Annotated in this window: 10 protein-coding genes; 8 read left to right on the forward strand and 2 right to left on the reverse strand. The window is 74.6% G+C overall.

Annotated elements, in window-relative coordinates:
• Positions 1–27: 27 nt before the first annotated feature.
• Positions 28–1,602, reverse strand: coding sequence for a hypothetical protein (locus ACQP10_RS06320; RefSeq protein ID WP_312873151.1), 1,575 nt, complete (start codon positions 1,600–1,602; stop codon positions 28–30).
• A 183-nt stretch (positions 1,603–1,785) separates the two neighbouring features.
• Between ACQP10_RS06320 and ACQP10_RS06325 the strand changes: the two genes are divergently transcribed.
• From ACQP10_RS06325 to ACQP10_RS06335, 3 genes are all read left to right on the forward strand, one after another.
• Complete coding sequence (locus ACQP10_RS06325) at positions 1,786–3,978, forward strand: hypothetical protein (RefSeq protein WP_433541034.1); 2,193 nt, start codon at positions 1,786–1,788, stop codon at positions 3,976–3,978.
• 206 nt (positions 3,979–4,184) lie between these two features.
• On the forward strand, positions 4,185–5,117 hold the full coding sequence (locus ACQP10_RS06330) for a glycosyltransferase family 2 protein (RefSeq protein ID WP_399499951.1): 933 nt from the start codon (positions 4,185–4,187) through the stop codon (positions 5,115–5,117).
• Entirely contained in the window at positions 5,118–6,191 is a 1,074-nt protein-coding gene (locus ACQP10_RS06335; RefSeq protein WP_179819451.1) for a glycosyltransferase family 4 protein, read from the forward strand.
• Here the strand turns inward: ACQP10_RS06335 and ACQP10_RS06340 are convergent.
• A complete protein-coding gene (locus ACQP10_RS06340) occupies positions 6,146–7,123 on the reverse strand; it encodes a lysylphosphatidylglycerol synthase transmembrane domain-containing protein (protein ID WP_179819450.1) in 978 nt (325 codons plus the stop codon). The genes ACQP10_RS06335 and ACQP10_RS06340 overlap by 46 nt on opposite strands.
• A 67-nt stretch (positions 7,124–7,190) precedes the next feature.
• Here ACQP10_RS06340 and ACQP10_RS06345 point away from each other — a divergent pair, with 67 nt between their 5' ends.
• From ACQP10_RS06345 to ACQP10_RS06365, 5 genes are all read left to right on the forward strand, one after another.
• Positions 7,191–8,252: a class I SAM-dependent methyltransferase gene (locus tag ACQP10_RS06345; protein WP_246423941.1), complete on the forward strand. Its 1,062-nt coding sequence runs from the start codon at positions 7,191–7,193 to the stop codon at positions 8,250–8,252.
• A 37-nt stretch (positions 8,253–8,289) separates the two neighbouring features.
• A complete protein-coding gene (locus tag ACQP10_RS06350; protein WP_389993446.1) occupies positions 8,290–9,291 on the forward strand; it encodes a lysylphosphatidylglycerol synthase domain-containing protein in 1,002 nt (333 codons plus the stop codon).
• Between the two features lie 236 nt (positions 9,292–9,527).
• Positions 9,528–10,658, forward strand: a complete 1,131-nt coding sequence (locus tag ACQP10_RS06355) for a glycosyltransferase family 4 protein (RefSeq protein ID WP_433541035.1) — start codon at positions 9,528–9,530, stop codon at positions 10,656–10,658.
• Positions 10,659–10,678: 20 nt separating this feature from the next.
• Complete coding sequence (locus tag ACQP10_RS06360) at positions 10,679–11,770, forward strand: sugar phosphate nucleotidyltransferase (RefSeq protein WP_428837525.1); 1,092 nt, start codon at positions 10,679–10,681, stop codon at positions 11,768–11,770.
• Between the two features lie 40 nt (positions 11,771–11,810).
• Complete coding sequence (locus ACQP10_RS06365; protein ID WP_399499950.1) at positions 11,811–12,881, forward strand: DNA-3-methyladenine glycosylase family protein; 1,071 nt, start codon at positions 11,811–11,813, stop codon at positions 12,879–12,881.
• Positions 12,882–13,046: the final 165 nt, after the last annotated feature.

A 13,046-nucleotide genomic window follows, 5' to 3' on the forward strand; every position in this document is an offset into this window, starting at 1 on the left:
CCGTGAATGATCCGGCGGCCAGCATACTCAGATACGGACATTTCTTGGAATGTTATGTAACGAAGGTTTAGACGCCATAAAAGCGGCAGCAAGACAGGCCGCCGGTACGGCGGGCAGCACGTAGCGGTAATCGAACTCCGCCACCGCGGGGGGCATGACCAGCAGCAACACCGCGGTCGCCCACGGCAGCGGCCAGGCCGCCGGCCCGGCCCCGGCCGGTCCGCCGCTCACCCCTGCGGGCCCCCGCCGGAACCGCCACGACCGCCCCGCCGGGCCCCGCCGGAGCCGCCGTACCGCCGCCGTCACCGGCGGGACGAGGACGATCACCAGCACCACCGTGCCGGGCAGCCTGGCGACGCTCTGGTAGGCGCGCATCCAGCCCGCGTACGGCTCGGCGATCCGGACGTCGATCGGCCCCCGCTCGTAACGCCGGGCGAACTCGGCGCCCACCGTGGCCGGGTAGCGGCCCGGGGGCGGGGGCGGCGTCGCGGGGAACTCGTAGTAGCCGTAGACCTCCGCGTCGGGGTAGACCGGGCGGTCCGGGGTGAAGGACCGGGCCAGCTCCGACAGCACCGAGCCGAGGTAGTCGAGCGGCTGGCGGGTGATGGCCAGCGACGCGAACCGCCCGGCCAGCGCGTCGTTCTCCTCGGTGAAGGTGATGCCGGGCAGTCTGACCAGCGGCGAGTCCTTGCTCCAGACGTACTCCTGGGCCGGGGGCCGCGCCGCCGGAGGGCGCGGGTCGCACAGCACGGCCAGGTCGGGCGGCGGCCTCATCACCGCGCAGTCGGCGAAGGTCATCGTCTTGCCGTACAGGAAGACGCCGTTCGCGCCCACCAGGCCGAACCGCTGGTGGGAGGTGTGGAACCAGAGGGCGTACCCGGCGATCGGCACCAGCGCCGCCGCGATCATCACCCCGGCTGCGAGCACCCGGCCCCGCGCCCGGTAGACCAGCCAGGCCGCGAAGAGCGCGACCAGCGGCAGGCCGACCGTCCTGGTCAGCGTCGCCGCCGCCGCCAGCAGGCCGATCCCGCCCGCCGCCACCAGCCCTACGGTCCGGCTCGGAGCGGACGAACCTGGAGAAACCGGTCCAGTCGCCCGGGACACGGCGAGGCATACGGCCGACATGACCAGAGTGGCGAACAATGTGTCTGAGACAAGCAGGTGCTCCAGCTCGATCTGGTAGGCGTCCAGCAGCGGAGGGACCGACGCGAGCACCGCCGCCCAGCCGGGGGCGCCCAGCCGCCGGGCGGTGAGGTAGACGAGCACACCGACCAGGAGACCCAGCAGGTGCTGGACCGACGCGACGAGGGCGAAGCTGTGGAAGGGCTCGAACAACCGCAGGAACATGGAGTACCCGGCCGGCCGGACCAGGTCGGGCCGGGGCTTGATGGCGGTGACGACGTAGGTGTAGGAGTCGGGGAACCACAGCGCGGGCCGGTATCCCAGCACGGTGACCACCCGCAGGGCGGCCCCGAGGCCCAGCACCCCCAGAAACCACCGGTGACGCCGCACCCCTCCGGCCACGCCGCGCGGGAGCCGTCCACGCGCCCACGCGCCCGTGTCCCGCAGGAACCGCCGGTATCGCCGCACCCGCCCGCCCACGTCCAGCCCCCTTCGCGCGCTGCGTACGCTACCGGCTCCGGCCCGGGCCCCGCGCCGGACGCAGCACCCGGCACCGCGCCGGACGCCGCACCCGGTCTTGCGCCCGTTCCGGCTCCGGACGCGGTGCCCGTTCCGGCCGCCCGTCGCCGCCGGTTCCGGCCGCCGCTACGCTCGGGTCCAGCTATGAGGCCGTCACCACCCTCGACGCCGGCCGCCGAGGCCGGCTCACGAGACCGCGAGCGCGGGCCCTCGGCGGGCACCGTGCTCGCCGTGCTGTCGGCCGCGCCCGCGCTCGTGCTGGTGGGCTGGCTGCTGGCCGGGCTGCCGCTGCTGCTGCTCGGCTGGTTCCGGCCGCTCGTCGCGGTGCCGCTGGGCCTGCTCGCGGCGGCCGCCCTGTGCCGGTACGGCCTGCGCCGCCTGCCCGAGACGGTCGAGGCGACGGCCCGGCAGACCGGCGCGGTCGTCGCGGTGGCGCTGGGCTCGGCGGTCTTCAACGCCGTCTTCCACAGCGAGCAGCTCGTCGTCCGCCGCGACCCCGCGACCTACGCGCAGACCACGATCTGGCTGGCCCGGCACGGCTCGCTGCCGATCCCGCGGGACATCGCGGCCCTCGGCGGGCCCGACCCGGCGCTGCTGTTCGAAAGCGCGGGCTTCTACGACTCCGGCGGCGCGGTCGTGCCGCAGTTCATGCCCGGCCCGCCGCTGCTGTACGCGTTCGGCCACTGGCTGGGTGGCCTGACCGGGCTCCTCCTGGCGCCGCCCGTGCTGGGGGCGCTGGCGGTGCTGGTCGTCGCCGGGCTGACCGCCCGGCTGGCGGGCGGGCGCTGGGCGCCGGTCGCCGCCCTGCTGCTCGCGGTCAGCCTCCCGTTCCTCTACACCGCCCGCACGACGTTCAGCGAGATCCCGTCCCTCATCCTGATCTTCGGCGGGTTGATCCTGCTGCACGACGCCCGGGCCAGGCTCCGCGCCGGCGTCACCGGCCTCGGCTACCTGCCCACCACGCCCTCCGCCGAGCTGCCCGGGGAGGTCCGCGAGGCCCAGCCGCGCGCCGCGCTGGCCGGAGCCGCACTGGCCGGTCTGGTGTTCGGGCTGGCGGTCCTGGTCAGGATCGACGGGCTGCGCGACGTGCTTCCGGTGCTCGTCTACGCCGGTCTGCTCATCGCCATGGGCCGGACCGGCCTGCGGGAGGAGGGACGGCTCGGCCTCCCGCTGCTCGGCGGGCTCGTCGTGGGCACCGGGCTGGGGGTCGCCGCCGGCTACCTCCTGTCGCGGCCGTACCTGAAATATCTGTCCAGCTCGCTCACGCCGCTGCTGCTCATCTGCGGCGCGGTCGTGGCCCTCACCGTGGTCGCCGCGCTGCTGGCCCGGCCGCTCGCCGCCGCGCTGCGCCGGGTCGCGGCGCTGCGGTGGCTGCCGGAGACCGTCGCCGGCCTGGTGGTCGCGGTGATGGCCGTCTTCGCCGCCCGGCCGTGGCTGCACCAGGTCACGAGGGTGCCGACCACGCGGGCCGACCGGCTGAACGCCCTGTTCATCACCAACACCCAGCGGGCCAACGGCCTGCCGGTGGACGGCACCCGCCTGTACTACGAGGACTCCCTGCACTGGGTGATGTGGTACATCGGCGTGCCCGCCGTGGTGCTCGCCACGCTGGCCGCGGCCGTCCTGGCCCGCAGGCTCGCCCGCGGCACCGGGTTCGGCTGGCTGCTGCCGCTGGCCGTGATCGGCTGGACCACCGTCACGACCCTCTACCGCCCGGCCATCACCCCCGACCACCCCTGGGCCGCCCGGCGGCTGGTCCCGGTCGTCCTGCCCGGCCTGATCGTGCTCGCCGTGTGGGGCCTGCGCTGGGCGCGCGACAAGATCCGCCGGATGGGCTACGGTCCGGCCGCGCAGCGGAGTCTGACCGTCGTGGGCGCGGCGCTGCTCGTCGTCCCCGCCGCCGTGACCTCGATCGGCACGGCCTTCACCCCGGTCGAGCGGGGCGAGCGCGCGGCCGTCGAGGCGATGTGCGCGGCCCTGCCCGAACGGGCCTCGGTGCTGATCGTCGAGCGGGTCACCGGCGACCGGCTGACCCAGGTGGTCCGGGGCGCCTGCGGCGTCCCCGCCGCGCGGGTCGCCCTGCTGTGGGGCTCCGACGTCGCCGGTAAGACCGACGTGCTGCGCCTGGCCTCCCGGATCCGCGCCGCCGGCCGCGTCCCCGTCCTGCTCGCCGTCAAGGGGAGCCAGCTCACCCGGTACGGCGAGCCGGTCCAGGTGATGGCGCTGCGCACCCGCCAGGACGAACGCTCCCTCGTCAGCCCCCCGGACGGCACCTGGTCCACCGCCATCGACGCCTGGATGACCGTCCCCGCCGAGAACCCTCCCTCCGGGTCCTGACGGCCCTCACCACCGAGGACGTTCTGTGACCGGAGGAGGCGGACGGGGAGCCGGAAGGCCGGCCGGCGGCCCGCTCGGCGGAGCCGCGCTCACCCCGCCGCCGGCCGCGTGACCTCCTCCCGAAGGCTCAGGGGCGGCCCCTGCGGGGATCCCGGACCGGGGCATGTGGCCACGGGGCTCGGATAGGCTGAGTATCCTCGCCGGACGTGAGTACGACCGAGACGACCTCCGAGAGTGGACCAGCCGTGGACGCAACGCCGTACGTGACGATCGTTCTGCCCTGTTACAACGAGCAGGACCACGTCATCGACGAGGTCGAGCGCATCTGCGCGGCCATGGACGCCAGCGGGTACACCTACGAGCTCGTGGCCGTCGACGACTGCTCCACCGACCAGACCCTGGCCAGGCTGCAGGAGGCCGCGCCGCGGTTCCCGAACATGCGGATCAGGGCGTTCCACCGCAACGGCGGGTCGGGCACCGTCCGCCGGATCGGCACCCAGGAGGCCCGCGGCGAGATCGTCGTGTGGACCGACGCCGACATGACCTACCCCAACGAGCGGATCCCCGAGCTGGTCCAGCTCCTGGAGAAGGACCCCACGATCGACCAGGTCGTGGGCGCGCGGACCACCGAGGAGGGCTCGCACAAGATCCTGCGGGTGCCGGCCAAGTGGTTCATCCGCAAGGTGGCCGAGCGGCTGGCCGGGCAGAAGATCCCCGACCTCAACTCCGGGCTGCGGGCGTTCCGCAAGTCCGTCGCCAGGCCCTACCTGCGGCTGCTGCCGCCCGGGTTCTCCTGCGTCACCACGATCACGCTGTCGTTCCTGTCGAACCAGCACGACGTCTACTACCTGCCGATCGAGTACAGCAAGCGGGCCGGCAAGTCGAAGTTCAGCTTCATCTCCGACGCCTACCGCTACATCCTGCAGGTGCTGCGGATGGTGATGTACTTCAACCCGCTGAAGGTCCTGATGCCCCCGGCCATCTGGCTGGTCTGCATCGGTATCGTCAAGGGGATCTACGACAACGTCATCCACCCCTTCTACCTCGCCAGCAACACCATCGTGATCTTCATCTCCGGGTTGCTCATCGGTTCGCTGGCGTTGCTGGCGGACCTCATCGTGCGGTCCAGGAGCGAGTAGATGCGCATCGCGATCGTCGGGCCGGTCCACCCGTACAAGGGCGGCGGGGCCGCGCACACCGCCGAGCTGGCGCACCGGCTGCGCGACGCCGGCCACGACGTGGTGGTCGAGTCGTGGCGGGCGCAGTACCCGTCGTTCCTGTACCCCGGGCAGCAGACCGTGGACACCCCGGACGAGCGGCCCTTCCCGAACGTCCGCCGCGACCTCGACTGGCGGCGGCCCGACGGCTGGTTCCGCGCCGGACGCCGCCTCGCGAGCGCCGACCTGGTGATCCTGGTGCTGCTCAGCTCCGTGCAGGTGCCGCCCTACCTCGGCATCCTGTCCGGCCTGCGGCGGCGCACCCGGGTGGTGGCGCTGTGCCACAACGTGCTGCCGCACGAGCGCAAGCCGTACGACGAGCCGCTGGTGCGGGCGCTGCTGCGCCGGGTGGACGGCGTGCTGACGCACTCGGAGAAGCAGGCCGGGCTGGCCCGCGGGCTGACGTCCGCCCCGGTGAGGGTGGCCGAGATGGCGCCGCACCTGCCGCGGGGGCTGCGTGGGAACGACCACGTCGAGGGCGTGACGAACCGGCTGCTGTTCTTCGGCCTGGTCCGGCCGTACAAGGGGCTCGACCTGCTGATCCGCGCGCTGCCCGAGGGCGTTTCGCTGCGGGTGGCCGGGGAGTTCTGGGGGGTCCGCGAGAAGATCGAGGCGCTCGTCAGCGAGCTGGGGCTGACCACCCGGGTGGAGCTGCGGCCGGGCTACGTCGCCGACGAGGACCTCCCGGCGCTGTTCGCCGACGTGGACGCGCTGGTCCTGCCCTACCGCGGTGGTACGGCCAGCCAGCAGGTGTGGCTCGGCCACGAGCTGGGGGTGCCGGTGATCGCCACCCGGGTCGGCACGCTCGCCGACCACGTCACCGACGGCGTGGACGGCCTGCTCGTCGAGCCGGGGTCGGTGGAGGAGCTGCGCGCGACGCTGGAGAGGTTCTACCGGCCGGGCGAGCCCGAGCGGCTGCGCGCCGGGGTCAAGGCCGTCGACCCCGACCCCTACTGGGCGGCGTACGCCGACGCGCTGGTCTCCGCCGGGGCCTGAGCCCGGCGGCCGAGCAGCCAGCCGATCCCGGCCCAGGCCAGGTCGGTGAGGGTGAACGCCAGCCGGGAGACGAGGGCGACGACGGAGACGACGGCCACCGTCTCCACGGTCCCGAGGCCGCCCGCGTCCTGGCTCAGTCCCGACATGAGAGCCGCGGCCATCGCGGCCTCGCGCACGCCGACCCCCGCCGGGACGACCGCGATCAGCAGGCCGGTGGCCCAGGCGGCGGCGTAGGCTCCGGCGCCGAGCGCGTAGAGGGAGAAGTCGCCGGTCAGGTCGCCCAGGACGAGCCAGGCGTGCAGGCCGTACACCAGCCAGCCGAGGAGCGTCCAGCCGAGGGCCGCGAGCAGGGCGCGGCCGGGCAGCACCCGCTCGACCGGCTCCCGGCGGGCGATCCGCAGCGCGAGGTTCAGCCCCCAGGTGAGGACCCTCGGGTGCAGGCACACCGCGATCACCGGGATGACCAGGACGAGATACCACGTCCGCCCGGCCATCGACCGGGCGGTGAACGGCAGCGTGGCGGCGGCGAGGCCGACCGCGCAGCCCAGCGAGACCAGCAGGGCCAGCGAGGTGGCGCTGAAGGTGCGCCGGGGCGGACAGCCGTGGTCGCGGCCCAGTTCCATCATCGCCGCGTAGGCCCAGACCGACCCCGGGACGTACTTGCCGAGCTGCCCGACGAACAGCACGCGCGCGGCCACGCGCAGCGGCAGCGGCGAGCCGAGCCCGGCGACCACCCGCTGCCAGGCGACGAGCATGCAGCCCGCCCCGGCCATCACCGACGCCCAGGCCCCGGCCACCGACCACCACGACAGCTCCGCCAGCGCGCGGCGGGTGTCGTCCCAGTTCCGGGTCAGGCCGTAGCCGAGGAAGCCGATGGCGACGAGGGCGAGGAGAACCCGCAGCAGGCGGCTTGTCCGGAGTCGGCGCAGCATGCGCCCACAGTACGGCCGGGACCGTACCGGGCGGTAGGGAGCGGGCGCGCCGGTACGCTTGGGCGGCATGGCGGCGCCGGTGAGAACGCGCCGCCGGGCGGCCGACGACGACGGACGCCGACGGACGCCGACGGACGAGGAGCCGGAGGCGCCGCCGGGCGACCGGAGCCGGCGGACGACGGACGACGGGCCGGACGCGCCGGGTGACGGCGCGGGCGAGCGGGGAGCGGTGGACGACTCGGTGAGCGGAAAGGCGAGCGGTAAGGCGACCGGGAGGCCGGGAGGCGGGGCGGGCGGGGAGCGCCAGGCCCAGCTGGAGTACTCCGAGTTCCAGGCGGCGATGCTGGACGAGGAGAAGCGCCGCCGCAAGGCCGCGAAGATCGTGGCGGTGCTGGGTCACTTCCTCGGCCGCGACAAGGACGTCCTGGAAGGGCTGACCGTCGCCGACATCGGCTGCTCGGCCGGGTTCATCGCCGACGAGCTGGCCTCGGCGGGCGCGCGCCGCACCTTCGGCGTCGACATCGACGTGCCCGGCCTGCGCCGGGCGGCCCAGCGGTTCGGCGACCGGGTCCGGTTCGTGTGCGCCGACGGCACCGCGTTGCCGTTCCCCGACTCCTCGATCGACGTGCTGGTGTTCAACCACATCTACGAGCACGTCGTCGACCCCGACGCGATCATGGCCGAGATGCACCGGGTGCTGGCCGACGGCGGCGTCCTGTACCTCGGGCTGGGCAACCGGCTCGGGGTGATGGAGCCGCACTACAAGCTGCCGTTCCTGTCCTACCTGCCGCCCGCCCTGGCCGACCGCTACGTGCGCCTCTTCGGCCGGGCCGACAGCTACTACGAGCGATACCGCACCCGCAGCGGCCTGCGGCGGATGGCCCGGGGGTTCCGGGTGTGGGACTACACCTTCCCGGTGCTCGCCACCCCGGCGGCCTTCGCCGGGTCGGAGCTGTTCCCGGGCGCGGCGGGCCGCGCGGCCACCGCCGTGCTGTCCCGGCTGCCCCGCCCCGTCCTGCGGGCGCTGCTGCCGGTGGTGCCGACCTACCTGTGGGTGGCGACCAAGGGCGGCCGCCGCCCGGCCGGGCCGTCGCTGCCCCAGCCGCCCGACCCGGTGGCCACGCGGTGAGTCCGGTGGCCGGACGATGAGGTCCCGGGGAGGCCGCATGCCCGTGGAGAGGCCCGAGGACCGTCGGGAAGAGGAAGAGGGAGCCGTGCGGCCCGCCAGGCCGGCGAAGCCGCTGCGCAGGCTGGTCCGCGTCGCGTTCCTGCTCGTCGCCCTGGGGTTCGGGGCATGGGCGGTGGCGCGCCAGTGGACGGAGATCAGCGCCGGTTTCGCCCGTCTGTCGTGGCCGTCGCTCGTGCTGTCGCTGGTCGCGGTGGTCGCGGCGCTGGGCGGCGGCATGATGACGTGGCGGTCGCTGCTGGCGGACCTCGGCTCGCCGCTGCCGGTGCGCGCCGGGGCGAAGGTCTTCTTCGTCGGGCAGCTCGGCAAGTACATCCCCGGCTCGCTGTGGCCGGTGCTCGCGCAGATGGAGATGGGCCGGGAGCTGGGCGTGCCCCGGCCGCGCAGCGCCGCGGCGTTCTTCCTGACGCTGCCGGTGCAGCTCGCCAGCGGGCTGGTCGTCTCGGCGGTGACGCTGCTGGTGGCCCTGCCGGGGACGGCGGTGCCGTACGCCTGGGTGTTCCTGCTGGTGCCGGTGCTGGCGGTGGCGTTCGAGCCGCGGGTGATCAACGCCGTCCTCGGGTTCGGGCTGCGCAAGCTGGGCCGCGGCCCGCTGGAGCGCCCGCTCACCCGCCGGGGCATGCTCACCGCGCTGGGCTGGGCGACGCTCGGCTGGATCGCCTACGGCCTGCACCTGGCGGCGCTCGTGACGCAGCTCGGCCCCTCCGGGGCGTCGGCGGTGCTGTTCTCCATCGGGGCGTTCGCGCTGTCGTGGTGCCTGGGCATCATGACGTTCGTGGTCCCGGCCGGCGCGGGGGTGCGCGAGGTGGCGATGGTGGCCGTCATGGCGCCGGTCCTCGACCGGGGGCCGGCCATCGCGGTGGCGCTCTGCTCCCGGGTCGTGATCGTCATCGGCGACCTCGTCTGCGCGGGCGCGGCCGGCCTGGCCGCGCGGCGCGAGGTGCCCTCCCCGCACGACGCCGCCCGGGAGGAATCCGGGTGAGCGGCACGGTGTGAGGTGCCCCCGCATGATGCCGCGCGGGGAACCCGGGTGAGCGGTACGGCGTGAGGTGCCCTCCCCCGCATGACGTCGCCCGGGAGAGTCCGGGTGGGCGGCACGGGGAGAACCTGTGTGATTCGTCGCACATTTCCCGAGGCTCTGGCAATAGAGTGAGGGACCGGAGAGGGGCGGCCCTTCCGCGCGCATCACACCGAACCCGTTGGGGGGAGTGATCCTCGGTGACGTTCCGGGTGCTTGTGGACGCGGCCGCGGTCCCCGCGGACCGCGGCGCACTGATCAGATACGTCGACGGGCTCGTCGCGGCGCTCGACCGGGCCGGCACCGACCTCGCGATCGTCTGCCAGCGGGCCGACGGCGAGCGGTACGCCGCGCTCGCGCCGTCGGCGCGGATCCTCACCGGCCCGCTGCGGATCGCCAACCGCGCGGCCAGGCTGGCGTGGGAGCAGACCGGCCTGCCGGTCCTCGCCCGGCAGGCCGGCGCCACGGTGATCCACGCCCCCTATTACTCGATGCCGCTGCGCTCGGGCCTGCCGACCGTGGTGACCGTCCACGACGTCACCTGCTTCACCGAGCCCGCCCGGCACGACCCGCTCAAGGCGGCGTTCTTCCGCTCGGCGACCCGCACGGCCGTACGGCACGCCGCGCGGGTGATCGTGCCCTCCAAGGCGACGCGGGACGAGCTGGTCCGGGTGCTCGCGGCCGACCCGACCCGGATCGACGTCGCCTACCACGGCGTGGACCCGGCGCTCTTCCATCCGCCGTCCGCGCGGGAGGTCAGGCACGCCGCCGACCGGCTCGGCCTGCACGGCGCCCCCTACGTGGCCTTCCTCGGCCCGCTGGAGCCGCGCAAGAACGTCCCCAACCTCGTCCGCGGCTTCGTCCGCGCCGTCGGCGACCTGCCCGCGCCTCCCGCGCTGGTGCTGGCCGGGGGTACGGCCGGCGCCCGCGACGCCGGCGTGGAGGACGCGGTGCGCGAGGCGCCGTCGCGCCTGCGGGTGCTGATGCCGGGATACCTCGCCTTCACCGACCTGTGCGGCTTCTTCGGCGGGGCGACGGTGGCGGCCTTCCCCTCCCTGGGAGAGGGCTTCGGGCTGCCGGTTCTGGAGGCGATGGCCTGCGGCGCCCCGGTGCTCACCACGCACCGCGCCTCGCTGCCGGAGGTGGGCGGCGACGCGGTCGCCTACACCGAACCCGACGACGTCAGCATCGGCGAGGCGCTGCGCGCGCTGCTGGCCTCCGGGGAGCGCCGCCGGGTGCTCTCGGCGGCCGGTCCGGCCCGTGCCAGGGAGTTCACCTGGGAGGCTTCCGCGGAGGCGCACGTCGTGTCGTATCGGCGCGCGGTCGAATAGTGAGCTAACCTCGCGGGATGATGGAAACCCCTTTGCCGGATCTTGAGGCGATCCTCCTTGTCGGTGGACAGGGCACGCGCCTTCGTCCGTTGACCCTCGGCACGCCCAAGCCGCTGCTGCCCACGGCGGGGGTTCCCTTTCTCGCGCACCAGCTCTCGCGGGCCCGCTCGTTCGGCGTGCGGCGCATCGTGTTCGCCACCTCCTACCGGGCGGAGATGTTCTCCGAGGCGTTCGGGGACGGCTCGGCGTTCGGCCTCTCGCTGGAGTACATGACCGAGGAGACGCCGCTCGGCACCGGCGGCGCCATCCGCAACGCCGCCGAGGCGCTGACCTGCGGCCCCGACGCGCCGGTGCTGGTGCTCAACGGCGACATCCTGTCCGGCCACGACATCGGCGCGCAGGTCGCCATGCACGTCGAGCGGCGGGCCGCCGTCACCCTGCATCTGACCGAGGTGGACGACCCGACGCGCTTCGGGTGCGTGCCGACCGACGACGAGGGCCGGGTGACGGCCTTCCTGGAGAAGACCCCCAACCCGGTCACCAACCGGATCAACGCCGGCTGCTACGTCTTCACCCGCTCGGTGATCGACACGATCCCGGCCGGCGAGGTCGTCTCGGTCGAGCGGGAGACCTTCCCCTCGATGATCGAGGCGGGCGTCCCGGTGCTCGGGTACGCCGACGCCTCCTACTGGCTCGACGTGGGGACGCCCGCCGCGTTCGTCAAGGGCTCCCGCGACCTGGTCCTCGGCCGCCTCCACTCGCCGGCCCTGCCCGGCCCCACCGGCGAGTTCCTCGCCCTGCCCGGCGCGGTGGTCTCGCCCGAGGCGAAGGTCGAGGGCGGCTCGACGGTGGGCGCCCGCGCGGTCGTGGAGTCCGGCGCGCAGGTCTCCGGCAGCGTGCTGAGCGACGAGTGCGTGGTCCACGAGGGGGCGACGGTGGTGGACTCGGTGATCGGGATCGGCGCCGAGATCTTCCCGGGCGCGGTCCTGCGGGGGGCGGTGATCGGCGACGGCGCGGTGGTCGGCTCCGGCAACGAGCTGCTCGCGGGCAGCCGTCTCTGGCCGGGTGTCGTGCTGCCGGAGTGCGCCGTCCGCTTCTCCAGCGACGTCTGACCGCGGTTCGCGGGTACGGCCCGGGGGCAAGGGGAGCGGCATGGGAGGGCGTTTCCGCAGGGGCCCCGGCGCGGCCTGGCCGCCGCGCGGCGCGGACGGCTCCTGGACGGTCGGGCCGGTCGGGACGCCCGGCGAGGCGCTCCGGCCGTCCGAAGCCGGGACCAAGGCCGGGACCGGGGCGTCGCCGGTCCTCACCGGCCCGGCGGGCGGCGGGCCGAAGCGGCGCGAGTGGCCGCAGGACCGGCCGCTCGACCTGGAGCTCGTCCTGGCGCCGCACCGGCGGGGCGGCGGTGACCCCGCCTGGCGGATGACCCCCGACGGGGCGGTATGGCGGACGTCACGGACCCCCGACGGTCCCGGCACGCTACGGGTCTCGCTGCGGCACGGCCGGGTCAGCGGCGCCGCGTGGGGACCGGGGGCCGGCTGGCTGCTGGAGACCCTGCCTGCGCTGCTCGGCGCCGACGACGACCCCGAGGGGCTCGTCCCGGCGCACGACGTGGTCCGCGTCGCCGCCGGACGGCACGCGGGCCTGCGGATCGGGCGCACCTTCCGGGTGCTGGAGGCGCTGGTCCCCGCCGTTCTCGAACAGAAGGTCGTGACGGCCGAGGCGTGGCGGGCGTGGCGGTGGCTGCTGCGCCGGTACGGCGAGCCCGCCCCGGGCCCCGCGCCCGAGGGGATGCGGGTCTTCCCCGCCCCCGAGGTGTGGCGGTCGATCCCCTCGTGGGACTGGCACCGGGCGGGGGCCGAGGCCGTACGGGCGCGGACGATCGCGAACGCCGCGTGGCACGCCGCCAAACTGGAGGCGGTCTCGGGCAGCGCCGAGGCCGACCGGCTGCTGCGGGCGCTGCCCGGGGTGGGGGTGTGGACGTCCGCGGAGGTGCGGCAGCGCTCGCACGGCGACGCGGACGCGGTGTCGGTGGGCGACTTCCACCTTCCGTCGCTGGTCGGCTGGTCGCTGGCGCGGGAGCGGACCGACGACGCGGGGATGTTGCGGCTGCTGGCCCCCTACCGGGGCCACCGGCACCGGGTCAGCCGGCTGCTGGCGCTGTGCGGTGAGCGGCCGCCCGCTCGCGGGCCGCGGCTCGCCGCGCGCGACTTCCGCTCTTTCTGACCGGGAAGCGGTCCGCGAAGGCCGTGGCGGGCTGCCAGTCGCGGCCGTCGCGTGAGTCGGCACCGGCCAGCGGGCCGAGGGCGGCGACGAGGCCGAGGGCGAGAAGAAACCAGATCATCATCGGCTCCTGTCAGGGATCTCCTTGGGACTCCTCAAATATATGTT

This window comes from Streptosporangium sandarakinum, from assembly GCF_050942225.1.
GTDB classification, from domain to species: domain Bacteria; phylum Actinomycetota; class Actinomycetes; order Streptosporangiales; family Streptosporangiaceae; genus Streptosporangium; species Streptosporangium nondiastaticum.